The sequence below is a fragment of the Pseudomonas sp. GL_091 genome (assembly GCF_057837725.1).
In genome coordinates this window covers 4,489,355-4,516,009 of the sequence record NZ_CM174451.1, presented here as the reverse complement: position 1 = coordinate 4,516,009, position 26,655 = coordinate 4,489,355, and the positions used below count along the sequence as shown (strand labels likewise).

Annotated in this window: 23 protein-coding genes and 1 pseudogene; 19 read left to right on the top strand and 5 right to left on the bottom strand. The window is 60.1% G+C overall.

All coding sequences use genetic code 11. The annotated features are described in order from the left end of the window. Positions 1–183: 183 nt before the first annotated feature. Positions 184–702 (bottom strand): carboxymuconolactone decarboxylase family protein, encoded by a 519-nt coding sequence (locus AC3ITY_RS20455; RefSeq protein WP_489304588.1) that lies wholly within the window; start codon positions 700–702, stop codon positions 184–186. A gap of 134 nt (positions 703–836) precedes the next feature. Here AC3ITY_RS20455 and AC3ITY_RS20450 point away from each other — a divergent pair, with 134 nt between their 5' ends. Beyond that, entirely contained in the window at positions 837–1,652 is an 816-nt protein-coding gene (locus AC3ITY_RS20450; RefSeq protein ID WP_223456060.1) for an AraC family transcriptional regulator, read from the top strand. Positions 1,653–1,716: 64 nt separating this feature from the next. Here the strand turns inward: AC3ITY_RS20450 and AC3ITY_RS20445 are convergent, their stop codons facing one another. Beyond that, the gene (locus AC3ITY_RS20445; RefSeq protein ID WP_223515445.1) at positions 1,717–2,148 is read right to left on the bottom strand and encodes a nuclear transport factor 2 family protein; all 432 of its coding nucleotides are present in this window, start codon (positions 2,146–2,148) and stop codon (positions 1,717–1,719) included. Between the two features lie 158 nt (positions 2,149–2,306). Here AC3ITY_RS20445 and AC3ITY_RS20440 point away from each other — a divergent pair, with 158 nt between their 5' ends. Then, positions 2,307–2,957: a DUF2238 domain-containing protein gene (locus AC3ITY_RS20440; protein WP_489304587.1), complete on the top strand. Its 651-nt coding sequence runs from the start codon at positions 2,307–2,309 to the stop codon at positions 2,955–2,957. A 42-nt stretch (positions 2,958–2,999) separates the two neighbouring features. Here AC3ITY_RS20440 and ilvD read toward each other — a convergent pair whose 3' ends face one another. Then, positions 3,000–4,682 (bottom strand): dihydroxy-acid dehydratase, encoded by a 1,683-nt coding sequence (ilvD, locus tag AC3ITY_RS20435; RefSeq protein WP_489304586.1) that lies wholly within the window; start codon positions 4,680–4,682, stop codon positions 3,000–3,002. Between the two features lie 410 nt (positions 4,683–5,092). Between ilvD and mqo the strand changes: the two genes are divergently transcribed. From mqo to AC3ITY_RS20410, 5 genes are all read left to right on the top strand, one after another. Next, positions 5,093–6,739, top strand: coding sequence for a malate dehydrogenase (quinone) (mqo, locus tag AC3ITY_RS20430; protein WP_489304585.1), 1,647 nt, complete (start codon positions 5,093–5,095; stop codon positions 6,737–6,739). Positions 6,740–7,125: 386 nt separating this feature from the next. Further along, entirely contained in the window at positions 7,126–7,434 is a 309-nt protein-coding gene (locus tag AC3ITY_RS20425) for a DUF6124 family protein (protein ID WP_489304584.1), read from the top strand. Positions 7,435–7,873: 439 nt separating this feature from the next. After that, the gene (gene sorA, locus AC3ITY_RS20420) at positions 7,874–9,115 is read left to right on the top strand and encodes a SorA family sulfite dehydrogenase catalytic subunit (RefSeq protein ID WP_489304583.1); all 1,242 of its coding nucleotides are present in this window, start codon (positions 7,874–7,876) and stop codon (positions 9,113–9,115) included. A 10-nt stretch (positions 9,116–9,125) separates the two neighbouring features. Beyond that, positions 9,126–9,773, top strand: a complete 648-nt coding sequence (gene sorB / locus AC3ITY_RS20415) for a SorB family sulfite dehydrogenase c-type cytochrome subunit (RefSeq protein WP_489304582.1) — start codon at positions 9,126–9,128, stop codon at positions 9,771–9,773. 127 nt (positions 9,774–9,900) lie between these two features. Then, positions 9,901–10,926: an IS110 family RNA-guided transposase gene (locus AC3ITY_RS20410; protein WP_477788767.1), complete on the top strand. Its 1,026-nt coding sequence runs from the start codon at positions 9,901–9,903 to the stop codon at positions 10,924–10,926. 377 nt (positions 10,927–11,303) lie between these two features. Here the strand turns inward: AC3ITY_RS20410 and AC3ITY_RS20405 are convergent, their stop codons facing one another. Continuing rightward, entirely contained in the window at positions 11,304–11,936 is a 633-nt protein-coding gene (locus AC3ITY_RS20405) for a dihydrofolate reductase family protein (RefSeq protein ID WP_489304581.1), read from the bottom strand. Positions 11,937–12,201: 265 nt separating this feature from the next. Between AC3ITY_RS20405 and AC3ITY_RS20400 the strand changes: the two genes are divergently transcribed. From AC3ITY_RS20400 to AC3ITY_RS20355, 10 genes are all read left to right on the top strand, one after another. Beyond that, positions 12,202–12,543 carry a hypothetical protein gene (locus AC3ITY_RS20400; protein ID WP_489304580.1) on the top strand — a complete coding sequence of 114 codons (342 nt, stop codon included), beginning with the start codon at positions 12,202–12,204 and terminating at the stop codon, positions 12,541–12,543. 100 nt (positions 12,544–12,643) lie between these two features. Continuing rightward, positions 12,644–13,900, top strand: coding sequence for a TolC family protein (locus AC3ITY_RS20395; protein ID WP_489304579.1), 1,257 nt, complete (start codon positions 12,644–12,646; stop codon positions 13,898–13,900). Further along, a complete protein-coding gene (locus AC3ITY_RS20390; protein ID WP_489304578.1) occupies positions 13,897–15,381 on the top strand; it encodes an efflux RND transporter periplasmic adaptor subunit in 1,485 nt (494 codons plus the stop codon). The genes AC3ITY_RS20395 and AC3ITY_RS20390 overlap by 4 nt, the downstream gene beginning before the upstream one ends. Beyond that, positions 15,378–18,536, top strand: coding sequence for an efflux RND transporter permease subunit (locus AC3ITY_RS20385; RefSeq protein WP_489304577.1), 3,159 nt, complete (start codon positions 15,378–15,380; stop codon positions 18,534–18,536). The genes AC3ITY_RS20390 and AC3ITY_RS20385 overlap by 4 nt, the downstream gene beginning before the upstream one ends. After that, positions 18,533–18,883 (top strand): copper-binding protein, encoded by a 351-nt coding sequence (locus AC3ITY_RS20380; protein ID WP_489304576.1) that lies wholly within the window; start codon positions 18,533–18,535, stop codon positions 18,881–18,883. Before AC3ITY_RS20385 ends, AC3ITY_RS20380 begins: the two co-directional genes overlap by 4 nt. Positions 18,884–19,123: 240 nt before the next feature. Then, positions 19,124–19,696: a hypothetical protein gene (locus AC3ITY_RS20375; RefSeq protein WP_489304575.1), complete on the top strand. Its 573-nt coding sequence runs from the start codon at positions 19,124–19,126 to the stop codon at positions 19,694–19,696. Between the two features lie 317 nt (positions 19,697–20,013). Continuing rightward, positions 20,014–20,634 carry a hypothetical protein gene (locus AC3ITY_RS20370; protein ID WP_489304574.1) on the top strand — a complete coding sequence of 207 codons (621 nt, stop codon included), beginning with the start codon at positions 20,014–20,016 and terminating at the stop codon, positions 20,632–20,634. Between the two features lie 130 nt (positions 20,635–20,764). Next, the gene (locus AC3ITY_RS20365) at positions 20,765–21,607 is read left to right on the top strand and encodes a DUF6502 family protein (RefSeq protein ID WP_489304573.1); all 843 of its coding nucleotides are present in this window, start codon (positions 20,765–20,767) and stop codon (positions 21,605–21,607) included. Then, entirely contained in the window at positions 21,604–23,190 is a 1,587-nt protein-coding gene (locus tag AC3ITY_RS20360; protein ID WP_489304572.1) for a DUF5666 domain-containing protein, read from the top strand. The genes AC3ITY_RS20365 and AC3ITY_RS20360 overlap by 4 nt, the downstream gene beginning before the upstream one ends. Positions 23,191–23,292: 102 nt before the next feature. Beyond that, the gene (locus tag AC3ITY_RS20355; RefSeq protein WP_489304571.1) at positions 23,293–24,042 is read left to right on the top strand and encodes a hypothetical protein; all 750 of its coding nucleotides are present in this window, start codon (positions 23,293–23,295) and stop codon (positions 24,040–24,042) included. 585 nt (positions 24,043–24,627) lie between these two features. On the opposite strand, the pseudogene AC3ITY_RS20350 reads toward AC3ITY_RS20355, so the two are convergent. Further along, positions 24,628–24,813, bottom strand: a pseudogene (locus AC3ITY_RS20350) (hypothetical protein); the annotation flags it as partial. A 193-nt stretch (positions 24,814–25,006) separates the two neighbouring features. Between AC3ITY_RS20350 and AC3ITY_RS20345 the strand changes: the two are divergent. Further along, positions 25,007–25,696, top strand: coding sequence for a hypothetical protein (locus tag AC3ITY_RS20345; protein WP_489304570.1), 690 nt, complete (start codon positions 25,007–25,009; stop codon positions 25,694–25,696). Between the two features lie 268 nt (positions 25,697–25,964). Beyond that, positions 25,965–26,618, top strand: coding sequence for an arylformamidase (gene kynB, locus AC3ITY_RS20340; RefSeq protein WP_489304569.1), 654 nt, complete (start codon positions 25,965–25,967; stop codon positions 26,616–26,618). The last annotated feature ends 37 nt before the right edge of the window (positions 26,619–26,655 follow it).

The window sequence follows — 26,655 nt, the reverse complement described above, 5'->3', positions numbered from 1 at the left end:
AGAGACGTCATGCACACCTCTGTCACTTGAGCAAAATCATTGTGGGAGCGGGCTTGCTCGCGAAAGCGGCGTATCAGACACCTATGATGTGGACTGACACACCGCCTTCGCGAGCAAGCCCGCTCCCACAGGTTTCGGTTCGCTCCGACAGGTTGTTTCAGACAGGATTTACGCTAGACGGGTTCAGGCGTCGATGGCCGGGAAGTCGATGTCGGTCAGCGCTGCGTTGTTCAGGTAGTTGGTCAGCGTCTGCGAAGCCACATGGGCGATCACTTCGATGATCTTGCCGTCATCAATGCCGGCAGCACGGGCCGCGGCGAGCTGCTCGACGGTCAGGTGGCCACGGCTTTCGGTGATCTGGCGGGCGAGGGCGGCGATAGCGTTAAGCTCGCCGTGTCGTGCGCTGAGGATGTCCTGCTTCGACAGCCCGGCCTTGCCGGCGAACAGCGTGTGAGCCGCCAGGCAGTAGTCGCAGCCGTTGACCTGCGAAGTGGCAAGGAACACCGCTTCTTTTTCCGTGGCGCTCAGGGACGTCTTGCCAAGTGCGGCGGAGTTTTGCAGGTACGAGGCCAACACCGCTGGGGCGTGGGCCAATACTTTGAAGAGGTTGGGCAGAAAGCCGATTTTCTTCTGCACGCCTTCCAGCAGTGGGCGAGTGGCGTCGGTGGCGTGTTCCAGGCTGATCGGGGCAATGCGGGTCATGGTGATACTCCGTGGTGTGAGGCGCGGAATGCGCTAGGTACGGAGCTGATGTTAGGGATTGGATCTGGCTTGTTGGGTGCAAATCGTCGACGATATGCGACAGATCGTCCAGAACTGCCGTCGGGAGCCTTGCCATGGATCGCTTGTCCACGTTGCTCACACACTTCGGCGTCAATGCCGGCACTTTCCATAGCGGCACGTTTTGCGGCACCGCCGCCTACGATGGCCAGCAGGCCAGCGGTCATTTGCACCTGCTTCAGGCGGGCGAGTTGCTGCTGAAATTGGGCGATCAGCCGGACCTGCAACTGACCGAACCGAGCCTGATCTTTTTCCCCCGGCCCTATCGACATCGCCTGTTTGCGTCTGAAGCGTCCGGCACGCAACTGGTGTGCGCGACCCTGGATTTCGACGGCGGTGCGGGCAATGCCCTGGCGGCGGCGCTGCCGGATTACCTGGTACTCAAGCTCGATGAAATCCCGACGTTGGCCGGGACCCTGGAATGGCTGTTCAACGAGGCGTTCGACGGTACCTGCGGGCGCGAAGCGGTGATGGATCGCCTGTTCGAGCTGCTGGTGATTCTGTTGCTGCGGCACATCCTGAGCACCACGGGCCAGCAACCGGGCATGATGGCCGGCCTCGCCGATGCGCGCCTGGCGCGGCCCCTGAGTCTGATGCATCAAACCCCGGCCAAGGCCTGGAGCGTGGCCGAACTGTCGGTCGCCGCCAACATGTCGCGGGCCAGTTTCGCCGAGCACTTTCGCCGGGTGGTCGGGCAGACGCCGGTGGATTATCTGGTGAGCTGGCGCATCAGCCTGGCGCAGAAACGCCTGCGCGAGGGCCGGCCGATTGCGCTGATCGCCGAGGAAGTCGGTTACGAAAGCCCTTCGGCACTGGCCCGGGCGTTTCGGCGCAAGACCGGGCTGAGCCCCAGGGAGTGGAAAGGTAGTTGATTCACCCGGAACCCTGTGGGAGCAAGCTCGCTCCCACAGGTACGCTGGTGGTTTTACCAATGCATCAGAACTTGAACGCCTGACGCCCTACCAACAGCCATTTACCGTCCTGCTTTTGCCAGATCTGGAAGTTTTCGATTTCCGTTGGCACCACTTCAGTGCCTTTGAGCGCTTGCGCCGAGAAGTGGTGACGGACCAGTGCGACATCGCCGGAGACGGTAATGGTCTGGTTTTGCATCTCCAGGGTCTTGAAGGCACTTTTGCCGGTTTCGATGTCGGCGATGAAGGCCTGCTTGTCCTGGATCTTGCCGCTGGAATGCCCGTAGGTCAGGTTCTCGGCGGTCAAGGCGTTCAGTTCCGGGATGTCTTTGTGCAGCATGGCCTGGGTCAGGTGGTCGACCGCCTGGGCCACGTCCTTGTCCGCGGCAGCCGGGGTGGCGGCGACGTAGCCACTGAACAGGCACAGAAAACCAATCAGCACTTTTGCTTTTTTCATGGGTGTTTCCTTGTTGTTGTAGGGATAGCGCGACGACTGGACGATAATTCATCAGTCATCGTACAACCTAGCATGCATTGGAGGAAAAAAGCGAACTTGCCTGGCGGCCTTGCCTCGAAGTTAAAAGGGCGATGTCCTGACTTCGAGGTATTCCAGTCATGCAGCCGAACCAACGTTTACGGCACGACCTGACATTGCTCTTGGTATTCCTGGTGATTGTCGTGGTGTCGGGTTTTTCTCCCCGCAGCCGGGTGGACTGGGCGCTGGAAAACCTGCTGGTGCTGTTGCTGGTGGGGACGTTGGTCGCGGTTTCTCGTCGGTTCCGTTTGTCGGCGATGTCCATCACGCTGGTGTTTGCGTTTTTGTGCGTGCATGAATTGGGCGCCCATTACACCTATTCCCTGGTGCCTTACGATCATTGGTCTTCGGCGTGGTTGGGATTCAGTTTCGACCGGGCGCCTGGTGTTCACCGCAATCACTACGACCGCCTGGTGCATCTGAGCTACGGGCTGCTGCTGGCTTATCCGGTGCGCGAAGTGCTGTGGCGCCTGACGTCGCTGCGCGGGTTCTGGCTGTTTTTCGTGACCCTGAACATCATGCTGTCGACCTCCGCCGTGTATGAACTGGTGGAATGGATCGGCGGTGCTTTCCTGGGTAATGACACGGCGAACGCCTTCGTCGGCGCGCAAAACGATCCGTGGGATTCGCAGAAGGACATGGCTATTGCGGTTGCCGGTGCGTTTGCCAGCTTGTTGCTGGTGTCCTTGCGCGGCATGGCGCAAAAGCAAGCGATTACGACTGCAAGGTGATCGGGCAGATGGCAATAGCCCAGACAACGCTGGGCCAGCAGCCTAAAGATACTTATCCGTCACAGCCCCCTCCGAAGCACTGGACACCGTCTTCGCATACTTGGCCAGCACCCCGCGCGTGTACTTGGATGGCGGCCGCACCCAGCGCGTCTTGCGCTCGGCCAGCACGGCATCGGAGACATCCACCGTGATCTGCCGGGTTTGCGCATCGATGATGATCCTGTCGCCATTCTCGACCAGCGCAATCGGCCCGCCTTCAAAGGCCTCCGGCGTGATATGCCCGACCACAAACCCGTGGGAGCCACCGGAAAAACGCCCGTCGGTGATCAGCGCCACCTCCTTGCCTAGGCCTTTGCCCATGACCGCCGACGTCGGCGAGAGCATTTCGCGCATGCCCGGGCCGCCCTTGGGCCCTTCGTAGCGGATCACGATCACTTCGCCGGGCTGAACCTCGCCATTGAGAATGCCGGCCAGCGCACCTTCCTCGCCGTGATAGACCCGGGCCGTGCCTTCGAAGCGCAGGCCTTCCTTGCCGGTGATCTTGGCCACGGCGCCGGTGGGCGAGAGGTTGCCGCGCAGAATGACCAGGTGGGAGTCCTTTTTGATCGGCTGGTCGAACGGCCGGATCACGTCCTGGCCGGCCGGGTAGTCGGGCACGCTGGCCAGGTTTTGCGCCAGGGTCTGGCCGGTGACGGTCAGCACATCGCCGTGCAGCATGCCGGCATCGAGCATGCGCTTCATCAGCGGTTGAATGCCGCCGATGGCCACCAGTTCGCTCATCATGTATTTACCGCTGGGGCGCAGGTCGGCGACCACCGGGGAGACCTTGCCCAGCTCGACGAAGTCATCCAGGGTCAGTTCGACATCCACCGCATTGGCCATGGCCAGCAGGTGCAGCACGGCGTTGGTCGAGCCGGCGAGGGCGATCACCACGCGAATGGCGTTCTCGAAGGCTTTGCGAGTCATGATGTCGCGAGGCTTGAGGTCGAGCTTGAGCAGCTCCATCACCTGCTGGCCGGCGCGGAAACTGTCCGAGGCCTTGTCACCGCCAATGGCCTCTTGGGAGCTGGAGCCGGGCAGGCTCATGCCCAATGCTTCAATGGCCGAGGCCATGGTGTTGGCGGTGTACATGCCGCCACAGGAACCGGGGCCGGGAATCGCCACTTCCTCGATCTGCTTGACCTGGATCTCGCTGATATCGCCCCGCGCGTGCTGGCCCACGGCCTCGAACACGGAAATGATGTCGGTGTGGCCGGCGCCCGGCTGGATGGTGCCGCCATAGACAAAGATCGACGGGCGATTCAGCCGCGCCATGCCGATCAGGCAGCCCGGCATGTTCTTGTCGCAGCCGCCGATGGTCACCAGGCCGTCGAAACCCTCACAACCGGTGACCACTTCGATGGAGTCGGCGATCACCTCGCGGGACACCAGCGAATACTTCATGCCTTCGGTGCCGTTGGCGATGCCGTCGGAAATGGTGATGGTGTTGAAGATCACGCCCTTGGCACCGGCGGCATTCGCGCCTTTTTCGGCTTCGAGCGCGAGCTTGTCGATGTGCATGTTGCAGGGCGTGACCATGGCCCAGGTCGAGGCGATGCCGATCTGCGGCTTGGTGAAGTCTGCATCGGTAAAGCCCACGGCCCGCAACATGGCGCGTGCCGGAGCGGCCTCCACGCCGTCGATCACTTGAGAGGAGTATTTGCGCAGATCGTCTTTGTCGCTCATGACTTCTCCTATCGCTCATGACTGTTCCTATCGCTCATGGCTGTTGCTCACAAACTCGTTGAGAAAAACAGGATGAGTATAGAAGGCCGGGCGCCCGGGCCCGGACTAACCGGTCGGGAACAGACGCGCGGGTAAGCCTTGTCGTGATATTCTGCGCGCCAACTTGGTTTGACCTATTCAGTTTGCATGTCCGCAAGACGTGCCGACGGAATCACTGTCGCTCAAGTAGCTGAAGCCAATAAAGATAAAAAGTCAGTTCAGAAGGGACATTAAACTGGGGTCGATGCGGTTCATCGGCCTTGTGTGCCCACCCTGCAATCCTTGAGTGCCGCACCCGTGACTGCCGTGAAACATGGGGCTGTGCGCGTGAGGATGGAAGGGCGGATGGCGTTTTATCATAGGTGCAACAGATGTTTAAGAAAGTGAACACGGCCCTGCTGGGGTTGGCTTTGTCGATGGGGATGTCTTCCGTCCACGCGCAAGAGGCAAAGAAAGTCGATGTGCTGCTGATCGGCGGCGGCATCATGAGCGCGACCCTGGGTGTGTGGCTCAATGAGCTGGAACCTGGCATGTCGATGGAAATGGTCGAGCGCCTCGACGGCGTTGCCCAGGAAAGCTCCAACGGCTGGAACAACGCCGGTACCGGTCACTCCGCCTTGGCCGAGCTGAACTACACCCCGGAAGACGAGAACGGCAAGGTCTCGATCCCGAAGGCCGTTGAAATCAACGAAGCGTTCCAGATCTCCCGTCAGTTCTGGGCCTGGCAGGTTCAGCAAGGCGTGCTGAAGAACCCGCGTTCGTTCATCAACTCCACTCCGCACATGAGCTTCGTGTGGGGCGATGACAACATCAAGTTCCTGAAAAAGCGCTACGAAGCCCTGCAGGCGAGCCCGCTGTTCGCCGGCATGCAGTATTCCGAAGACCCGGCTGTGATCAAGCAGTGGGTGCCGCTGATGATGGAAGGGCGTGACCCGAACCAGAAGATCGCGGCCACCTGGAGCCCGCTCGGCACCGACATGAACTTCGGCGAAATCACGCGCCAGTTCGTTGCGCACCTGCAAACCACGCCGAAGTTCGACTTGAAGCTGTCCAGCGAAGTGCAGGACATCACCAAGAACGAAGACGGCAGCTGGCGTGTCAGCTACAAGAACCTCAAAGACGGCAGCAAGACCGAAACCGACGCCAAGTTCGTGTTCATCGGCGCCGGCGGCGGTGCCCTGCACCTGCTGCAGAAGTCCGGCATTCCTGAAGCCAAGGAATACGCAGGCTTCCCGGTAGGCGGCTCGTTCCTGGTGACCGAGAACCCGACCATCGCCGAGCAACACCTGGCCAAGGCCTACGGCAAAGCCTCCGTTGGCGCTCCGCCGATGTCGGTTCCACACCTGGACACCCGCGTGCTGGACGGCAAGCGCGTGATCCTGTTTGGCCCGTTCGCGACCTTCAGCACCAAGTTCCTGAAAGAAGGTTCGTACCTGGACCTGCTGACCACCACGACCACGCACAACGTGTGGCCAATGACCAAGGTCGGCATCAAGGAATACCCGCTGGTCGAGTACCTGGCAGGCCAGCTGATGCTGTCTGACGAAGACCGCATGAACGCCCTGAAGGAATACTTCCCGAACGCCAAGGCCGAAGACTGGCGCCTGTGGCAAGCCGGCCAGCGCGTGCAGATCATCAAGCGTGATGAAGCCGCCGGTGGCGTGCTGAAACTGGGCACCGAAATCGTCGCTTCGCAAGACGGCACCATCGCCGGCCTGCTGGGCGCCTCCCCAGGCGCATCGACCGCCGCACCGATCATGCTGGCCGTGCTGCAGAAAGTGTTCAAGGACAAGGTCGCGACCCCTGAGTGGCAGGCAAAACTGCACCAGATCGTACCGAGCTACGGCACCCAGCTGAACGCCAGCCCTGAGAAGGTTGCTGAAGAGTGGGCCTACACCGCCAAGGTGCTGGAACTGACTCCGCCACCCGCGGTGATCGCACCGGCTGTGACGCCAGTGACTGTCGACACTGCTGTGAAGGCACCGAAGGCTAATGCTGCGAGTGATATGGCTCTGTAATTAGAGACCGGATCAAAAAAAGCCCACTGAACCGGCGACGGTCAGTGGGCTTTTTTGTATTTGGTGTCAGTGAAGAGTGTTTGCGAGAAGCTAGGCTAGCGCTTTGCTATGCGTCTTTACCAGCTAACTAGGGTTGCACTTCATAACCCGCCTCGCTAACCTTCGCCCCGTCGCTGCCAATTCAGCGAACGGGTGTGGTAGCCCGGTTTCTTCATAGACCCAGAACGCCTCAGGGCGTTTTTTTGTGCTGGCTGCTTTGTGGCGGCTGTGCATGGGAGGCTTCGGCCTGCCGGGTTTCTATGACCGGTCTACCACCCTGTGTACAGCCGTCTCCCTATCTTGCGTGGTAGCGAATGGAGAGATGCTCACTTCATAGGAGCTTCACAATGATAAAACCAACTCCGAATCCCCCTGATACGGACGCGCAGATAGACGTCGATTCCGAGTCCACATCTCGCAAGCCCCAAATGGCCAAGCGCCGTCCCAACCCAATCTTCACCATCGCCCCCAACGTCAACAACGAAACCCTCCTGGTTCACGCCTGTGAAACCCTTGCCTCGGCCAGTGTCATGGCAAGTGAACTGGCGTTTATCCTCAACGGCCCTAAATGCAATTTGGCGCTGGGGGTTCAACAGATGATTGCCTTGGCGGAACTATCGGTGAACCGCGTGCTGGATCAGGTAGATCCGCAGTAGCAGGCGAGGGCGGTTTTAGCCTGATGTGAAAAAGCCCACTGAACCGGCGACGGTCAGTGGGCTTTTTTTGGGTTTTTCACGCAATCCCGGGAAACTGTAGGAGCCAGCTTGCTGGCGATGGACTCAAGTACGCCGCGTTTATCCGGTTCACACGCGTTATCGTTATCGACCATCGCGAGCAAGCTCGCTCCTACAGAGGACCACATTCGCTTAACTGAACAGCATTGCTCTCTATGCCGCACGCTTCGGCAGCCCCTGTCATCAATTGCCAAGTCACTGACGCTTAATGTGAAGCAACCCGCTTGCACGTGACGATACTGGTTTGTTTACCGACCTCGAACCGTAAAGCGAAACCGCATTGGCACATGAAGTCCTGCCTCACTACTCTGATGGGGGACTGTCAGTTGCATCTCAATAAAACAATCAGAGAGAGCGCAGAATGAAGTTCAGTTTCGTAGACAGCAACCAGCCGAGCCGCCGGCGGGTTTTACGCGATGCATTCACTTTGGCTGTGGCGGCCTCGCCGTTGGCAAGCCTCGCTAGGGCAGCCGACGAAAACGCCGAAGAAGTGACCTTTGCCGCTGGCCCACGCCCGTTGGTGCAATACCCGCAAAAACGCCCGTTGACCCTGGTGACCACGCGCCCGCCGCACCTGGAAACGCCGTTCTCTGTCTTTAACGAAGGGGCCATCACGCCCAATGACGCCTTTTTCGTGCGTTACCACCTGGCCAATATCCCGACCAGTATCGATTCGGACAGCTACCGCCTGACGATCAAGGGCTCGGTCGATACGCCGCTGTCATTGTCCCTCGCCGAACTCAAGGCCCTCGCCGAACCGGTGGAAGTGGTCGCCGTGAATCAATGTTCGGGTAACAGCCGTGGCTTCTCGATGCCCCGCGTGTTCGGCGCTCAGCTGGGCAATGGCTCAATGGGCAACGCGCGCTGGGTGGGGGTGCCGCTCAAGGCGGTACTGGAAAAGGCCGGTGTGAAAGCCGAGGCCCGGCAAGTGACTTTCCGAGGGCTCGATAAACCGGTGCTGCCGAGCACGCCGGAGTACATCAAGGCGCTGGACATCAGCCATGCCATGGACGGTGAGCCGATGATCGCCTGGTCGATGAATGGCACCGACCTACCATTTCTCAACGGTTACCCGATTCGTCTGGTGGTGCCCGGCTATTTCGGCACGTACTGGGTCAAGCACTTGAGTGAGATTGAAGTCGTCGACCACACCTACGACGGTTTCTTCATGGCCAAGGGGTACCGGGTTCCGGATAACGATTGCTTCTGTATTGCCCCCGGCACCACGGCGGCGAAAACCCTGCCGATTTCCAAATTGCTGGTGCGCAGTTTCATCACCAGCGTTAAACACGGCGATGTATTGCCGCTGAACAAAAACGTGGTGCTCAAGGGCATCGCGTTCGACGGTGGCGTTGGGGTCAACAAGGTGGAGGTGTCGATCGACGGCGGGAAAACCTGGCGCGAATCCACGCTCGGGCAGGACCTTGGCCGTTTCTCCTTCCGTGAGTGGACACTGCCGATCAGCTTTACCAGCAAGGGCGCCACTCAGTTGATGGTGCGAGCCAGCAACAGTGCTGGCGAGATGCAGCCGCTGCAAGCCGACTGGAACCCTGCTGGCTACCGCCGCCACGTCGTCGAAACCACCCACGTGACCGTCGCCTGAGGAGGGCAGCATGAAACTTGTGAAATGCATGACCGCCTTGCTGTGCGCGGCTCAGGTTTGTCTGGCGACCCTGGCTGGCGCCGCGCCGCTATCGATCACGCTGCCGCCTGAAACGGCGGTGTTCAAGCCCAGCACGCTGCCTGGCTACGCATTGGCGCAGCAGAAGTGTTCCGTCTGCCATTCGGCCGACTACATCAACTTCCAGCCGCCGGGCATGAGCCTGGCGCAGTGGACCGCCGAAGCGGGCAAGATGCAGCACGTGTACGGCGCTCCGATCAGCGACCAGGATGTGAATGTGATCGGTGCTTACCTGGCGGTGACCTACGGCAGTGCGAAGGCGAGCGATGCCGATGTTCAGGCGGCCTCGAACGCCCCGGCGACCCAACCCCCGGCGGTGGCTGGGGCAAAAGTCGACGCCAAGGCTTTGCTGCAGAACAACGCCTGCCTGTCCTGCCACGCGATCGATCATAAAGTGGTAGGCCCGGCCTATCACGATGTAGCGGCCAAATATGCCAAGGACCCGCAGGCAATGGACCGGTTGATGTCGAGCATCCAGCACGGCGGCAGCGGGAAGTGGGGGGATGTGCCCATGCCGCCTTTCGCGCAGTTGAGCCCGGACGACCTGAAAAGCCTGGCGACTTTTATCCTGCAACAGTGAGCCAGTATCAGCCTGATGCGAAAAGCCCACTGAACCCGCTCCGGTCAGTGGGCTAATGAGATGGTCACCCCCACACCCTGCGAGGGCTACGCTTTCGCAGGGTGTTTTGTTTTCGGAGGCCATCATCATGATCCAGTCAGCACTGATCGGTATCGATCTCGGCAAACATAATTTCCACCTTCACGGCCAGGATAAATCAGGCCGCGAGGTGTTTCGCAAGAAGCTCTCTCGGGCGCAGATGATGCAGCTTTTCGGCAACGTGCCGAGTTGTATCGTGGTGATGGAAGCCTGTGCGGGGGCGCATTTTGTTGCTCGTCAGCTAGCGGCAATGGGACACACGGCCAAGCTGATTTCCCCGCAGTTCGTTAAGCCCTTCGTCAAGGGCAACAAAAATGATTTCGTCGATGCTGAAGCGATCTGTGAAGCGGCTTCCCGTCCATCTATGCGCTTTGTGACGCCTAAGACCGAGTCCCAGCAAACCCTGTCTGTTCTGCATCGGATGCGCGAATCGTTGGTGCATGACCGCACAAAAACGGCTAATCAGATGCACGGTTTTCTACTGGAGTTTGGCGTCAGCTTGCCCAGAGGCTTGGCCATCATGAAGCGTCTAGCAGTTGTTTTGGCTGGGCATGAGTTTCCCGTTCGTTTGACGGTGTTGTTGCAACGTCTGCACGATCACTTCGTCTACCTGGATGAGCAAATCAAGGCGCTGGACAAAGAGCTGGCGAGCCAACTGGCCGACGATGATCTAGGTAGTCGTTTACTGAGCATGCCGTGTGTCGGCCCGATCACCGCCAGCCTGCTGGCTGTGGAGATGGGCGATGCTAAGCAGTACCGACGCAGTCGCGATTTTGCCGCCTCAGTGGGACTGGTGCCCAGGCAGTACAGTACGGGTGGTAAGGCGAATTTGCTCGGGATCAGCAAGCGGGGTGACAAGCACCTGCGACAACTGTTGGTGCAATGTTCCAGGGTCTATATGCAGAGGCTGGATCACCAAAAAGGGGCCTTGGCTGACTGGGTACGAGCCTTGCTCAGTCGACGACATTCGAATGTCGTGGCCTGTGCCCTCGCTAACAAACTGGCGCGTATCGCCTGGGCGATCGCGACTCACCATACGCAATATGAAGCAGGGGCAGACGCCTTGAACGCCTGACCCTGCGGTTGTTGCAGTACCACGATTCACCCTTCAGGTTTTGCGATAGCTGAACAACAGATGACGTGAACGGCCTACCGGCCTGGCGAAGATCCTGGCATAAAAATCGGCTTTAAGAAGCCGATGGGCTTTTTAGGATCGTCAGGCGCGATTCTCATCGTGGCGCTGGGGCATGCCCCAAACAGACGCCGGATAGATTTAAGCAAGCCAGCCACACCACCCGTTAATCAGTATTGCAAAAATGGGGGCGACCATAGATTTTTTGTGGGCGCCACGCGGTCCTTGGCAGTCTGTGATTGAGTTGCTCCGTGCAATCGACCGCGATGACTTTTCGATCCTTGGTGCGCAGATCCTGGTCAAATCAAGGGTTTTGTAATCTATCGCTGCCTGACGCCCTCGAACGAACCTGTGCGCACTTCGCCGCTGCGGATGTAGCGGGCGATCAGCACCCCTCCGGGTGAGCTGATCGAATTCACCAGGGTGAAGGCCGACGGTTGTGCGTTGTCGTCGAACAAGCGCTTGCCGCGCCCCAGCAGGATGGGATGAATCATCAGCCGTAACTCGTCCACCAGGCCGGCGGCAAGCAATTGGCGCACCAGATCGCCGCTGCCTTGGGTCAGTAGCTGAGGACCGTCCTGGCGCTTGAGCGCGCTGATCGCGTCGACCAGGTTGCCCTCCAGCGCATGACTGTTGTGCCAGGCCAGCGAGTCGGCGCGATGGGTGGCCACATGCTTGGGGACGCCGTTGAACAGATCAGCAATGGCGTGGTTGGATGAGTCGGCCTGAATGCGCGGCCAATAGGCGGCGAAGATGTCGTAGGTACGACGCCCCAGCAGCAACTCGAATGGCTGTGAGAACAGGTCCTGTACGGCCTGGCCGGTGGTTTTGTCGGCGTAGGGCACGATCCAGCCACCGAAGCGAAATCCGCCACTGGAGTCCTCCTCAGGCCCGCCGGGCGCCTGCATGACGCCGTCCAGACTCACGAACGCGGCAACGGTCAGTGTGCGCATGCTGTTCTCCTGGTTGATCCTGGTGAAAGTGCTCATCCAGCGATCGCCTGCAATGACGGCGATCCCCTGCGTCATTCCCTGACAGGTAGTCGAACGAGACGCTGCGAAATCGACAAGGGGATGCCCGGATGCAAGTTTGGCAGACGTCGCGATAATGCTGGCTTAATTCAGATACGGTGATATCGCCTGAATCAGGGCCTTCGGCAGGCTGCTGAGAGCAAGCATCCAATTGTAAGAGCCATTTGCAGCGACTACACTCCGGCCCATGAAACGCTATCTGCGGTTTTGCCTCATTTTCGTGATTAGCCTGGCGCTTCCTCTCAGCGGGATGGCAGGTGTCCAGGCGCCCACAGAACCGTGCCCGATGAAGACGATGGGCATGGTGATGATGGACGACATGGGGATGGACTGCTGCAACGACATGAAAAGCCCGACAGAGCATGGCAAACCCTGCAAGCCAGGCCAGGAATGCAAGACGGGCGGCATGCTGCAAGTCTCGATCCTCAAGCCTCCTGTAACCTTGTTCAGCCCCGTAGTGGTTTCCTTCTCCAGCGATTCCCTGCCCGTACAAACCCCGTCCGGGGTATGGCGACCGCCTCGGGTTTGATTCCTGTCCAACATTGAGCCTCATTCCGCATTAGCGGGATGGACTGGCTGCGCGCCTGTCTTTTTGACGCGTGCAGTGGATGATCACAGGAATCGTAAACATGAACTCCAAGTGCTATTGCACAGGTTGGTCCCTCGTGGCCGGTCTGGCGGCAAGCGTACTGGCATTGCCGAGCTTCGCTGCCGCATTGACACTCGATGAAGCGCTGCGGCTGGCTGAAAACAATGCACCGTCGCTGACCGCACAAGATGCAAAGATTCAAGCTGCCAGCAGTGCGGCTATTCCAGCGGGTGAATTACCTGACCCCAAGTTGCTGGCAGGTGTGCAGAACTACCCCATCGGCGGCCCGGATCGCTGGAGCATCAACGACGACTTCATGACCATGCAAATGGTCGGGGTCAGGCAAGAGATGCCCAACAGCGACAAGCGCAAAGCGCGCATTGAAGTCGCCGATGCGGCCGTTGATCGAGCTGCGGCAGAGCGTCGGGTCGAACGCCTGAAGGTACGCCAGTCCACGGCGTTGGCCTGGATCAGCAGCTACTCGGTTGAGCGCAAAGATGCGCTGTTCCAGGACTTCTACAAAGAAAACCGCCTGCTGACCGATACCGTCCGGGCCCAGATTGCCGGTGGCCGCGCTCAACCCGCCGATGCGGTAACGCCCAAGCAAGAAGCGGCTCAACTGGCGGAGCAGCAGGACGATCTGGTTCTCCAGAGAGCGCAGGCCCGAGCGGCCCTCAAACGCTGGATTGGCTCCGCCGCCAACGATAAGCCTGTGGGCAGCTTGCCGGAGTGGCCTGTCGATCCCTCAAGCTACGCCCATAAACTGCAACACCACCCCGAGTTGGCAGCATTTGCGCCGATGACCCGCGAAGCGCAAGCCAAGGTTCGTGAAGCCGTGTCGGAAAAACAGTCGGACTGGAGCTGGGAACTGGATTACCAGCACCGTGGCCGTGAGTTTGGCGATATGGTCAGCGTGCAGTTTTCCTGGGACTTGCCGCTGTTTCCTGACTCCCGGCAAAACCCGAAAATCGCAGCCAAACAGGCTGAGCTCAGTCAGCTTGAGGCTGAGCGCGAAGCCCTGTCACGCGAGCACAGTCAGCAACTGGAAAACGAACTGGCTGACTATGAGCGCCTGAATCGTGCGGTAAGCCGCAACCAGGAAAGCCTGCTGCCGCTGGCCAGGGAAAAGGTCGAACTCAGCATGGCCAGCTACCGTGCCGGCAAAGGCGATTTAAACGCCGTTGTTACCGCCCGACGTGAACTCATCGAAGCCCGCCTCAAACAGATCGACGTGGAAGAGCAGCGAGCGCTGTCCAGTGCGCGTCTGTTTTTTGCTTATGGGGAGTCCGGCCAATGAACCTTACAAAATGGAACGGGGCATGGCTGGTTGGCCTCTCGCTGGCATTGGGTGTTGCCGGTGGTTACTGGCTGGCTCCCCAGCGCATGAGCGGAGTACCCAGTACCGCCCCGCAGCAGAGCCCCAATTCACCGGATGAACGCAAGGCTCTGTATTGGTACGACCCCATGTACCCGCAGCAAAAGTTCGATAAACCGGGTAAGTCCCCCTTTATGGACATGCAACTGGTCCCCCAATACGCCAGCGGCGTCGGGGATCGTGCGAGCGTCAGGATCGATCCGAGTCTGACCCAGAATCTTGGTCTGCGTTTTGCGACTGTCACTCGTGGAAACTTTGAGTCCAGCCTCGACGTGACAGGTGTCCTGGCGTTCAACGAACGGGATGTCGCGGTGATTCAGGCACGCACCCCGGGCTTTGTGGAGCGGGTCTATGCCCATGCACCCGGTGATGTGCTTAAAGCCAACGCGGCATTGGCGGATATCCTGGTGCCGGAGTGGGCGGCCGCCCAGACAGAGTTCCTTGCACTCAAGCGCAACGGTGATGCCGACCTGTTGGCTGCGGCCCGCCAGCGACTGAGGCTCACAGGGATGCCGGTTGCGCTGATCATCCAGGTAGAGCGCAGTGGCAAAGTCCAGCCGAACCTGACCCTCACCAGCCCCATCAGCGGCGTGCTGCAAGAGTTGAACGTACGTGCGGGTATGACCGTGTCGGCTGGCGAGACTCTGGCGCGTGTCATTGGCTTGAGCAGTGTCTGGCTCGCTGTGGCCGTTCCGGAATCGGATGCCGGAGCTATCACCGTGGGGCAGGCAGTCGAAGCGCGCTTGCCAGCCTTTCCAGGGGCAACGCTCAGTGGCAAGGTCAGCGCGATTTTGCCTGAAACCAATCCGGACAGTCGCACCCTTCGCGTACGTGTCGAGCTACCCAATCCGGACGGGCGCCTGAGACCAGGTTTGACGGCGCAGGTCCGCCTGAACCGTGCAACTGAGCAAAGTGTGTTGTGGGTGCCGAGCGAAGCGGTGATTCGCACTGGCCGACGTGCCCTGGTGATGCTCGCCGAAGACGCCGGTCGCTACCGCCCGGTGGAGGTGCAACCCGGGCAGGAAAGCGATGGCAAGACGGCGATTTTGAAAGGTCTGGAAGAAGGCCAGAAGGTGGTTACGTCTGGCCAGTTCCTCCTCGATTCCGAGGCCAGTCTCAAGGGCATTGTTGCTCGCACAGAGGAAGAGTCGCCACCCAGTGGAGCAGCCGCCAGTTTGCATGAGGCGGATGGGCAGATCGTAGAGATCAACGACAAAGACGTCACGCTCGCCCACGGTCCCTTCAAGACACTGGGCATGCCTGGCATGACGATGACGTTCCCTCTCGCCAGTCCGGCGCTGATGCAGGGCCTAAAAACGGGAGACAGGGTTCGGGTCGCGGTGAGCCAGACCGACGATGGCTTGCGAGTCGAGCGCCTGACCAAATCGGGGAGCCAGCCATGATTGCTGCCCTCATTCGTTGGTCGGTGGCCAACCGGTTCCTGGTGCTACTGGCGACACTGTTCGTCACCGCTTGGGGCATTTGGTCGGTGCAGAGCACGCCCATCGATGCGCTGCCAGACCTCTCCGATGTGCAGGTGATTATCCGCACCCCTTATGCAGGACAAGCGCCGCAGATTGTCGAGAACCAGGTGACCTATCCGTTGGCCACCACCATGCTCTCGGTGCCGGGCGCCAAGACCGTGCGTGGTTATTCCTTCTTCGGTGACAGCTTTGTCTACGTGCTGTTTGAAGACGGCACTGACTTGTATTGGGCTCGCTCGCGGGTGTTGGAGTACCTGAGCCAGGTGCAGAGTCGGTTGCCGGCCAGCGCCAAGCCAGCGTTGGGGCCCGATGCGACGGGGGTGGGCTGGATTTACCAGTACGCACTGGTGGATCGCCGCGGTGGACACGATTTGGCGCAGCTTCGCGCACTTCAGGACTGGTTCCTCAAGTTTGAACTCAAGACGCTGCCCAACGTCGCAGAGGTGGCGACGGTCGGCGGGATGGTCAAGCAGTACCAGGTGCAGCTGGATCCGCTGAAACTGGCCAGCCTCGGTATCACTCAGGCTGAGGTGACCGAGGCCATCGGCAAGGCCAATCAGGAAACCGGTGGCGCGGTGCTGGAGATGGCTGAGACCGAGTTCATCGTGCGGGCTTCCGGTTACTTGAAGACGCTCAATGACTTTCGGGCGATTCCACTCAAGTTGGGTGCGGGTAGTGTGCCGGTGACCCTTGGCGATGTCGCCACGATCCAGTCGGGACCGGAAATGCGCCGTGGCATCACCGAGCTCGACGGCGAGGGTGAGACGGTCGGTGGCGTGGTGATTTTGCGCAGCGGCAAGAATGCTCGCGAGACCATTGCAGCGGTCAAGACCAAGCTCGACGAACTTAAAAGCAGTTTGCCGGCCGGGGTGGAAATCGTCACCACCTACGATCGCAGCAAGCTGATCGATCGCGCGGTGGAAAACCTCAGCCACAAACTCATCGAAGAGTTCATTGTCGTCGCGTTGGTCTGCGGGATCTTTCTCTGGCACTTGCGCTCATCGCTGGTGGCGATCATTTCGCTGCCGGTGGGGGTGCTGATTGCCTTCATCGTCATGCGCTACCAAGGCATCAACGCCAACATCATGTCCCTGGGCGGGATCGCCATCGCCATCGGCGCCATGGTCGATGCCGCCGTGGTGATGATCGAGAACGCCCACAAGAAGATTGAAGCGTGGCACGTGGCCAATCCTGGAGAGGAACTGAAGGGTGAACGTCATTGGCACGTGATGACCGAAGCCGCAGCTGAAGTGGGACCAGCGCTGTTCTTCTGCCTGTTGATCATCACCCTGTCGTTCATTCCGGTGTTCACCCTGGAAGCGCAAGAAGGGCGACTGTTCGGCCCATTGGCTTTCACCAAGACCTACGCCATGGCCGCAGCGGCGGGATTGTCAGTGACCCTGGTGCCAGTGCTGATGGGCTACTGGATTCGGGGGCGAATTCCCAGCGAACAACAGAACCCATTGAACCGGTGGTTGATCCGGATCTATCAGCCGGCTCTGGACACGGTCTTGCGTCGACCAAAGATCACTCTGCTGGTGGCGCTATTGGTTTTTGTCAGTGCGCTATGGCCATTGTCGCGCTTGGGTGGTGAGTTTCTCCCGCCGTTGGACGAGGGCGACCTGCTCTATATGCCTTCAGCTCTGCCAGGATTGTCTGCGCAGAAAGCCGCGCAACTGCTGCAACAGACGGACCGCCTGATCAAGACCGTGCCAGAAGTTGAACACGTTTTCGGTAAGGCTGGTCGTGCCGAAACCGCCACCGACCCCGCACCGCTGGAAATGTTCGAAACCACCATTCAGTTCAAGCCACATGAACAATGGCGCGCAGGCATGACTCAGGAAAAGTTGGTGGAAGAACTGGATCGCGTGGTGCGCGTTCCCGGCTTGACAAACATCTGGATACCGCCGATTCGCAACCGTATCGACATGCTGGCGACGGGTATAAAGAGCCCGATCGGCGTGAAAGTTGCCGGCACCAATCTGGCGGAAATCGATGCGGTCACCCAGGCGGTCGAGCGAGTGGCCAAGGACGTGCCCGGTGTCAGTTCGGCGCTGGCCGAGCGACTGACCGGCGGCCGCTATATCGACGTGGATATCGACCGTAAAGCCGCCGCTCGTTACGGGCTGAATATCGCCGATGTGCAGTCCATTGTCGCTGGCGCTATCGGCGGTGAAAATGTCGGCGAGACCATTGAAGGGCTTGCACGTTTCCCGATCAACGTACGTTATCCACGTGAGTGGCGCGACTCGCTCGGCGCCTTGGAGCAACTACCGATCTACACCCCGCTGGGTAGTCAGATCACCCTTGGCACGGTGGCGAAGGTCAAGGTCAGCGACGGTCCGCCGATGCTCAAGAGCGAGAATGCACGGCCCTCTGGTTGGGTATACATCGACGTACGTGGCCGGGACATTGCCTCGGTGGTCGCCGATCTGCGCCGGGTCGTCAGCGAGCAGGTCAAGTTGCAGCCCGGCATGAGCCTGAGCTACTCGGGACAGTTCGAATTTCTCGAAAGAGCCAACGCTCGACTCAAGCTGGTGGTGCCGGCCACGCTGTTGATTATCTTCGTGCTGCTCTACCTGACTTTTGCCCGCTTCGACGAGGCTTTGCTGATCATGGCCACTCTGCCGTTCGCACTGACTGGCGGGGCATGGTTCCTCTATCTGTTGGGATTCAACCTGTCAGTCGCCACCGGGGTCGGTTTTATCGCCTTGGCCGGAGTGTCTGCCGAATTTGGCGTGATCATGTTGTTGTACCTGAAGAACGCCTGGGCCGAACGTGAAGACCTCGGCGACAGCACTGAGCACGGGCTGGTTGCGGCCATTCGTGAAGGCGCCGTGCAGCGCGTTCGACCCAAGGCCATGACCGTGGCCGTGATCATTGCCGGTCTGTTACCCATCCTGTTGGGCAGCGGCACCGGCAGCGAAGTCATGAGCCGCATCGCCGCGCCCATGGTTGGCGGCATGATCACGGCACCCTTGCTGTCCCTGTTTGTCATTCCGGCAGCGTATCGCCTGATGCGCCGCCGTCACCTCCAGGTTGTACTCACCACACCTCAAGGAAAAATCGTATGAAACTGACCCTGATTGCAGTTGCGAGCACCGTAGTTACGCTGTCTTTTTCTGCCCTGGCAGAGGACATGCCGGGCATGAAAATGGACAGTATGGAAGGTATGGAAATGAAGCAGGAGTCGAAGCAAGTTCCAGTCGCCAGTGCCGAGGGTACGATCAAGGCTATCGATCCTGCGAAGCATACGGTGACCCTCGCCCATGGCGCTGTTCCCGCCGTGCAATGGCCGCCGATGACCATGGCCTTTTCAGTGACGGAAGATCAGCTGTCAGGGCTGACGCTTGGAGACCGTGTATCGTTTTCTTTTCGAGTTGAGGGTGGAAAAGCAACGATTGTGTCCATTAAAAAGTAAATACCGGTAATGGAAGTGGCCGGCACGCTTTGTCGTGCCGGACATAACCCATTAAATCCGCTTGTTCAGGAAAACCGGCACGTCAGTGGGATCGCTGGCAGAAGGGTGATTCCCACCAGCAGATCGCCCAACTATTTGAACGAAAGCTCGTCTTGTAAATGCAATTGCTAATTTGTATCATTCGATTTCAATTCAGCGAAGCAGGGAACGCAGCGCCAAAACAATAATAAGGTCAAGGCAATGCTCAAAATGCTTCTCGTGTACGGTCATCTGCTCGCTACGTGTATTGCCCTGGGGAGGGTGTTGCAGGCGGATCACAAGCTTTGGAGTTGGCGCAAGGAAATACTGGACCAGGCGAGGCTTGAGTACCTTGATGAAACCCAGAAGATCGTCAGCCTCGCACTGCTGGCCCTTTGGGCAAGCGGACTGTTGCTGGTGCTTCAGGGTTACCTCAGTGAAGGCGACGCGTATCTGCTCAATCAGAAACTCTGGGCCAAGGTGACTGTCGTCGCGCTGCTTAGCCTCAACGGTGCATTATTGCATCGAGTCGGCTTCCCGCTGCTGCAAAAGGCTCCATTCGTCGCACTGCGCAGTGCAGGCCGCACGCGGCTCGCCTTGTTGGGTGCGCTTTCCATGAGCGGTTGGCTATTCGCCGCTTTCCTGGGGGTGGCTCGAGCCTGGAATCACGTGTTGCCTTACCTGCATGTGATGGGCGCATTCGCCGCATTCTCGTTACTGGCTTGTTGCGTGGCACTGGCAGTCTCCGGCAGGGCGGGCAATGCCGGTGCGCAAAAATCCTCGGTACCGGGGTAGCTATCGACGAAGCACGCCAAAAGCCAAGCCCATGTCACCCCCGCATGGGCAACCCTCCCATCTCCATCTCCATCTCCATCTCCATCTCCATCTCCATCCCCATCCGTGTCCGTGTCCGTGTCCCCAGCCGTCGGTCGGCTTTCTCCTGCGCCGGTTGACCCTGAGCCAGAAAGGGCTAACTTCGTTGTGTGGGAAAAAATCCCACGCGTAGAATTCAGGAGAAACTGTAAGTCAGACGGATTGCTCCAATGCCGCTCCCGGATTGCAACGCGTATTGCGTTGACACTGCTCGCGGTAAATCACCAGGAGAATGCACGATGAACAATTACCTGCTTTTCAAGAGAGGATTGCTGGCGCTGGCAATTGGCGGCGTCCTTTCGGCTTCCATGGTTTTGGTACCGGATTCCGTTTCCCATGAATCGAGTGCCTATGCCAAGGATGGTGGTGGTGGTGGTGGTGGTGGTGGTGGTGGAAGCGGCGGCGGTGGCGGCAATGGTGGTAGCGGTGGCGGTCACGGCGGCAACAGCGGTAGCGGTGGCGGTCATGGTGGCAATAGTGGGAACGGTGGCAACAGTGGCCATGGTGGCAATAGTGGGAGCGGCGGCAACAGTGGTCACAGCGGCAGCGACCATGGGAATTCGGGCCATGCCGGTTCTGGAGCCTCGAACTCCGGTCGCGGTGGTACCCATGCAGAGGCGGGTGACGACCACGGCAACCACGCTCGCGGCGAAGCCGGTGACGACCACGGCGTCCATGTTGGCGGTGAGCCTGGTGATGACCACGGTGTCCACGTTGGCGGTGAGCCGGGTGATGACCGCGGCGTCCACGCCGGTGGTGAGCCTGGTGACGACCGCGGCGTCCACGTCGGTGGTGAGCCTGGTGACGACCGCGGTGTCCATGTCGGCGGTGAACCCGACGACGACAACAGCCGGATCTGAAGCGTTTTGCGGCGTCATGCAAAACCCTGGGGACCGGTTTTGCATGAGGCGCGGCAAAAATACGTGCGTGGGTTCATGGGATTATTTCCCACATGGCTATACTGGGGTTATCTATCCAGGAATTCGCTGAATGCAATCGTCGACGCTGCCCACCTCGCTCCTCAAAGCCTTGCGGCATGTCATGCAGCCGCTGGTGCGCCTGATGCTGCGCAAAGGCGTCACCTACCTGGTGTTTGCCGACCTGCTCAAGGAGATTTTCGTCGAAGTGGCGGACCGTGAGTTCCGCCTGGGCGAGAAGGCACCGACCGACAGCCGCATCAGCCTGCTCACCGGCGTGCATCGCAAGGATGTACGGCGCTTGCGCAACACCGGCGACCCGGCTGCTTCCACACTTCCGGAAAACATCACGTTCGGTGCGCAACTGGTCAACGCCTGGGCCAGCGCGCCCTTCTGCAACGACGCCGGCCAGCCACAGCCGCTGCCTCGATTGGCGAGTGTCGGCGGCGACCGCTCTTTCGACGCCTTGGTGGCGAAGGTCAGCACCGATATCAGGGCGCGGGTGGTGTTGGACGAGTGGCTGCGCCTGGGGGTCGTGCGCATCGACGAACAAGAGCGTGTGCATCTTGAAGCCCAGGCCTTCGTGCCACAAAAGGGCTTCGATGAGAAAGCGGCTTACCTGGGGCATAACCTGCACGATCATGCCTGCGCTGCGGTACACAACCTGAGTAGCGAAGGCCCGGCCTTTTTTGAACGCAGCGTGCACTATGACGCACTGGCGCCGATGAGCGTCGAGGCGTTGCGCGAGGCCGTGGCCAGCGAGGGAATGCAGGCCCTGTTGAGCTTCAACCGGCTCGCCGCCGAACTGGAATTCCGGGACCTGCCCAGCCTTGAACCACGCCAGCGCATCACGGTCGGATTGTACTTCTACACTGAAGCTTCCGATCCCGATTCACCAACGGCCCCTAAGCCATGACTGTCAATTTGCGCCTGATTCGTGCAATCGCCCTCACTCTGGGCCTCGGGCTTCCGATTGTGCTGCAAGCCGCCCCAGCCTGTGTCAGCCAGAATGACGCGGGCACCAGCGCAGTGCCAGTCATCCAGGCGCCGGGCGGTACCGGCGGCACGGGCGCAGCGCCTGGCGGCATGGGCGGTACCGGCATCGACACCGACAACGGCGGGATCGGCGGTACCGGCGCACCGCTGAAAAAGCGCCCTGGCGGCATTGGCGGCACCGGTGCCGTTGCAGGCGGCGTGGGTGGCACGGGCATCGGCAGTGAAAGCGACAACGGCGGGATCGGTGGCACCGGCATTGTCGGCACCATCACCGGGTTCGCCTCGATCTGCATCAATGGCGTGGAAGTGCACTTCAACAACAACGTCCCTGTCAGCGAGAACGGCATTGCCACCACCAGCACCCACCTGGCGGTAGGCCAGGTGGTTGCCGTGGAAGCGTTCAACTCCCGGCGAGGTCTGGAGGCCGGGCGCATTTCTATTCTGCACGCCTACGAAGGTCCTTTGACAGCCCTGCCGCGCGCTTCCATGCCCATGCGCGTCATGGGGCAACCGGTACGCCTGGCCAACGGTGCTCAAGTCGCTCCCGGTCTGCGCCTGGGTGATCCCGTACGGGTCAGCGGGCTGCGCGATGCTCGTGGCGAAGTGGTGGCCAGCCGCATCGACCGGGCGCCCGACCTCAAGGAGGCCAGTGCCATCGGCTCGGTGGATCGCAGCGGCTATCTCCAGGGGCTCAAACTCAGCAATCATTCAGGCCCGGCGCAGGAAATGCTGGTGCGCGGCCAGTGGTCCGGCCGCGAGCTGGACGTGACCCAAAGCCGCCCCGACCCGAGCCTGCCTTTCATTGGCCGGGCACACAATGCGGTGATCGAGGGCCTGGTACAGGGCCGGCAGGACCACCGTTTAGTGGTCGGTGGCTTTAATGTGACGCTGGCGCGCGACACCGTGTTTGTCGGTGTGCAGGCTTCGGAACTGGCGCTGGATCGACGTGTGCGGATCAACGGCGTGTTCACCGGCGCGCGAGACGTGCAGGCAACGCGTATCGAATTGCCCCGCGAGCGCTCCGATTCGCCAGCCGGCAACCGGCACGGACGACCCGGCACCAGCGAGCAAAACACCGACGACTCAAGTGGCTCGAGCAACTCGAGCGGCTCCGATAGCTCCGGCAGCTCCAATAGCTCCGGCAACTCCGGCAACTCCGGCAGCTCGGGCAGTGACAGGAGCGGCCGCTCCGAGAGCGAAGGCAGCGTTGTCGACGATACTCGCCACGGGGGCAATGACAGTCATGGCGGTGGCGACAAGATAGATAGCGTGGACAAGTCCGGCAAGTCGGAGCGTATCGAGAGGGTCGAGCAACCCGACAAAGTCGAGCGGGTGGAAAAGGTAGAGAAAGTCGAAAAGGTCGAACGCCCGGAGAAAGTCGAGAAAGTTGAACGGCCAGAAAAAGTCGAGAAGGTAGAGAAAGTTGAAAAGGTCGAGAAGGTAGAGAAAGTTGAGAGGGTCGAGCCGGTTGAAAAAATCGATCACTCCGGCAGGTCGGGTTAAACAGTGCAGTCATGATGCACTATCGTCATAAGTGACTAGGCTTGGTAAGTCACGCAACAAAGCATGCGTGTGAACTTCGATGACGCAAGACACGAGGTGAGCATGAACCCCAAGCGCATCCTGCTCGTAGGTTGGCTTGCCAGCCTGGCCTTGCCAGCCTTGGCCGATACCTTCACGACTTCGATCGGAACCGACTACTCTCGGGGCGACTATGGCACCGGTACAACTTCCGAAACCTGGTACGTCCCGCTGGTGGGCAAATACCAGACCGGCCCCATGACCTACAAGCTCACCGTACCCTGGCTACGCATCACCAATCCTTCGGTCGGCCCTGACGGCGAGCCGTTGCCCGGCGGCTGCGGCAAAGTGGAAAGCGGTTTGGGCGACACCGTCGCCGGTGCCGACTATGCCGTGCTTGACGGCAGCGTCAGCGGGCTGTTCGTGGACCTGATCGGCAAGGTCAAGTTGCCCACAGCCGACGAAGACAAGTGCCTGGGTACCGGCAAAACCGACTATTCCGCCCAGGTCGATGTCGCCAAAGCCATCGGCCCTGTGACCGGGTTCGCTACCCTGGGCTGGAAAAAATTCGGCGACCCTTCAGGTTCCGACTTCGATAACCCGATATTCGCCGGCCTGGGCTTTGCCATGCCCGTGTTCGTGCGTACCACGGCGGGGGTGTCCTACGACTGGCGGCAGAAAGTCGTTTCCACGGGCGACCAGATCAAGGAACTCACCCTCTTCCTCACGCACAAGCTCAATCAGAACTGGAAGTTTCAGTTGTATGCCGTCAAGGGGTTTTCCGACGCCAGCCCGGATGGCGAGGCTGGACTGGTGTTCAGCCACACCTACTGATACCCGCGTGTTTCTCTTCACTGATGCGTTTCACCGCTTCGACCCAGGCGGGTCCGTACGCGGCAGTGCGCTTCGCAAAACCTGGCAGGCCCGCCAGCTCTCACCCCAGGTTCCCTGGGTAAATCCGAATGTCATCTCCTGATCTAATCCATTGAAAAAATTGTCTGGTTTAACCAGCCGATCGGGTGAGGGGCGACTCTCCAATGGGGCAGGTTGAAGTTTTTGCTCAACGCTGCATTTGTCCTGATATTTGGTGGTTGACACTTGGGCTAATAGTACTAATCTGAATGTGTGGGAATATTTCCCACGCGAATAGGCTAACTGGCTCTGAGGGATCGTACGGAAACCGCGGTGACTCGTTATTGCTGCAGACTTATGGCCGTGCCGGTTGGCCGGCCGCTCCAATGGGCGGCCGGGAACTCACTGGACATTGCGTTCGATACGGAGGTGACGACGCAACTCCAAGCGGAGGTGCATCATGCTGCTCAAAAAATGTTTGTTGGCTCTGGCAATAGGCGGGGTCCTGTCGGCATCGACTGTTCTGGTGCCCGATTACATCGGTAGTTTCTCCAGCGTGTATGCCAAAGATGGCGGCAGCGGCGGAGGCGGAGGCGGCCACGGTGGTGGCGGCAGCGGCGGAGGCGGCGGTGGTCACGGTGGTGACGGCGGAGGCGGTCACGGCGGCGGCAGCGGCGGTGGCGGTGGCGGCAGCGGCGGTGGTGGCGGTGGAGGTCACGGTGGCGGCGGTGGCTCCGGCAGTGGAGGCTCCGGAGGCGGTGGTCACGGTGGTGACGGCGGAGGCGGTAACGGTGGTAGCGGCCATGGAGATGGCGGCGGTCATGGTGGTGCAGGCCATGGCGCTGACGGCCGTGGAGGCCCAGGGCGCGGCGACGCTGACCATGGTGGTATGGCCGGGAACAGAGGCCCGGGCAATGCGCATGACAACGACGATGACCATGGTGGAATGGTCGGGAACAGAGGCCCAGGCAATGCGCGTGACAACGACGACGCGCGTGACAACGACGATGACAACGACGCGGATAACGCCGCAGATGCAGCCAGGGAAGCCGCGGAAGATGCTGGTGATGCTGCAAGGGAAGCCGCAGAAGACGCCAGGGACGCTGCCAGGGAAGCCGCGGAAGACAGAGGCGCTGTCAGAAATGACGCTGATGTAGCCAGAGACGTGGCCAAGGCTGATGCAGATGCAGCCCGGGACGCCGCCAGAGCTAAGGCGGATGCAGCTCGGGATGCCGCCAGAGCTAAGGCGGATGCAGCCCGGGATGCCGCAAGAGCTGCTGGCGTACCGCGCGCAGATGCAGATGCAGCCAGAGACGCTGCCCGGGCCGCTGCGGATGCAGCCAGGGACGCCGCCAAGGCCGACGCAGATGCTGCCAGGGACGCAGCCAAAGCCAAGGCGAACGTAGACAGAGAGGCTGACAAAGCCAAGGCGAACGCAGCCAGAGAGGCTGACAAAGCCAAGGCGAACGCAGCCAGAGAGGCTGATAAAGCCAAGGCGAAGGCGGCCAGAGAGGCTGACGAAGCCAAGGCGGAGGCGGCCAGAGAGGCTAACGAAGCCAAGGCGGAGGCGGCCAGAGAGGACGTGGCGGACGCGCCAGACGCGCCGGATTTCGACGCGGTTGAGGTAGAGAACTAGGCCTGCACGTTCGGCAATGAACAAGTCAGGCATACCCGTCGATGACGTCCCGGGAGTTTGAAGGACGTATCGGCAATGAGTCGCAAGCCCTGAAGAGTCACGGGGCTTGCGACTTTTTTTCGACTTCGTGTCTTTGAAATTTCCTGCCGCAATATCGCTCATCCATGGTGGTTTGTGCGAAAGCCCGCGCGTTTACCTGAGGTTTTTGCACGAATCTTCACGGCTGCCGCTCGTATCATTTCACCCGGAAACCACGGTGAGCATTGCGATGACAAAAAACACAACGTTGTGGGACATCAGCCCCCCCTTGAGTACCGAGACACCGACTTGGCCCGGTGACACGCCTTTCCAGGAGGAGCGCGTCTGGACTTACGGTCCCGAGTGCCCGGTGAATGTCGGACGCATCATCCTGTCGCCCCATACCGGCGCCCACGTCGATGCACCGTTGCACTACAGCGCTGACGGCGCGGCGATTGGCGATGTCGGGTTGGATGTCTATATCGGGCCTTGCCGCGTTTTGCATTGTCTGGACAGCGGCGAGCTGGTGCACCCTGGGCAATTGGAAGGGCGTTTGCACGATGTGCCCGAGCGTGTGCTGCTGCGAACCTATCGACAAGCACCGCTGACGACCTGGGATTCGAACTTCACGGCGGTTGCCAAGGAAACCATCGACCTGTTGGCGAGCCTTGGCGTGCGCTTGATCGGCATCGATACACCGTCGCTGGACCCCCAGCAATCCAAGACCATGGATTCCCACGGCACCGTGGCCCGCCATCACATGGCGATTCTTGAAGGTATCGTGCTGGATGAGGTCCCGGAAGGCGATTATGAATTGATCGCCTTGCCGCTGCGGTTTGCTCATCTGGACGCCAGTCCGGTCAGGGCGATTTTGCGGCCGTTGAGTACTTCACAACGCGTATAGCCCATTCAACAGATCCGAAGGGGGCACCACTCAGGCG

Coding starts and splice junctions, on each gene's coding strand:
- kynB (WP_489304569.1), top strand. CDS start 25,965: ATGACAAAAAACACAACGTTGTGGGACATCAGCCCCCCCTTGAGTACC.
- AC3ITY_RS20445 (WP_223515445.1), bottom strand. CDS start 2,148: ATGAAAAAAGCAAAAGTGCTGATTGGTTTTCTGTGCCTGTTCAGTGGC.
- AC3ITY_RS20440 (WP_489304587.1), top strand. CDS start 2,307: ATGCAGCCGAACCAACGTTTACGGCACGACCTGACATTGCTCTTGGTA.
- AC3ITY_RS20405 (WP_489304581.1), bottom strand. CDS start 11,936: ATGCGCACACTGACCGTTGCCGCGTTCGTGAGTCTGGACGGCGTCATG.
- mqo (WP_489304585.1), top strand. CDS start 5,093: ATGTTTAAGAAAGTGAACACGGCCCTGCTGGGGTTGGCTTTGTCGATG.
- AC3ITY_RS20425 (WP_489304584.1), top strand. CDS start 7,126: ATGATAAAACCAACTCCGAATCCCCCTGATACGGACGCGCAGATAGAC.
- AC3ITY_RS20370 (WP_489304574.1), top strand. CDS start 20,014: ATGAACAATTACCTGCTTTTCAAGAGAGGATTGCTGGCGCTGGCAATT.
- AC3ITY_RS20410 (WP_477788767.1), top strand. CDS start 9,901: ATGATCCAGTCAGCACTGATCGGTATCGATCTCGGCAAACATAATTTC.
- AC3ITY_RS20395 (WP_489304579.1), top strand. CDS start 12,644: ATGAACTCCAAGTGCTATTGCACAGGTTGGTCCCTCGTGGCCGGTCTG.
- ilvD (WP_489304586.1), bottom strand. CDS start 4,682: ATGAGCGACAAAGACGATCTGCGCAAATACTCCTCTCAAGTGATCGAC.
- AC3ITY_RS20360 (WP_489304572.1), top strand. CDS start 21,604: ATGACTGTCAATTTGCGCCTGATTCGTGCAATCGCCCTCACTCTGGGC.
- sorA (WP_489304583.1), top strand. CDS start 7,874: ATGAAGTTCAGTTTCGTAGACAGCAACCAGCCGAGCCGCCGGCGGGTT.
- AC3ITY_RS20380 (WP_489304576.1), top strand. CDS start 18,533: ATGAAACTGACCCTGATTGCAGTTGCGAGCACCGTAGTTACGCTGTCT.
- AC3ITY_RS20390 (WP_489304578.1), top strand. CDS start 13,897: ATGAACCTTACAAAATGGAACGGGGCATGGCTGGTTGGCCTCTCGCTG.
- AC3ITY_RS20450 (WP_223456060.1), top strand. CDS start 837: ATGGATCGCTTGTCCACGTTGCTCACACACTTCGGCGTCAATGCCGGC.
- AC3ITY_RS20355 (WP_489304571.1), top strand. CDS start 23,293: ATGAACCCCAAGCGCATCCTGCTCGTAGGTTGGCTTGCCAGCCTGGCC.
- sorB (WP_489304582.1), top strand. CDS start 9,126: ATGAAACTTGTGAAATGCATGACCGCCTTGCTGTGCGCGGCTCAGGTT.
- AC3ITY_RS20400 (WP_489304580.1), top strand. CDS start 12,202: ATGAAACGCTATCTGCGGTTTTGCCTCATTTTCGTGATTAGCCTGGCG.
- AC3ITY_RS20375 (WP_489304575.1), top strand. CDS start 19,124: ATGCTCAAAATGCTTCTCGTGTACGGTCATCTGCTCGCTACGTGTATT.
- AC3ITY_RS20365 (WP_489304573.1), top strand. CDS start 20,765: ATGCAATCGTCGACGCTGCCCACCTCGCTCCTCAAAGCCTTGCGGCAT.
- AC3ITY_RS20385 (WP_489304577.1), top strand. CDS start 15,378: ATGATTGCTGCCCTCATTCGTTGGTCGGTGGCCAACCGGTTCCTGGTG.
- AC3ITY_RS20455 (WP_489304588.1), bottom strand. CDS start 702: ATGACCCGCATTGCCCCGATCAGCCTGGAACACGCCACCGACGCCACT.
- AC3ITY_RS20345 (WP_489304570.1), top strand. CDS start 25,007: ATGGTCGGGAACAGAGGCCCAGGCAATGCGCGTGACAACGACGACGCG.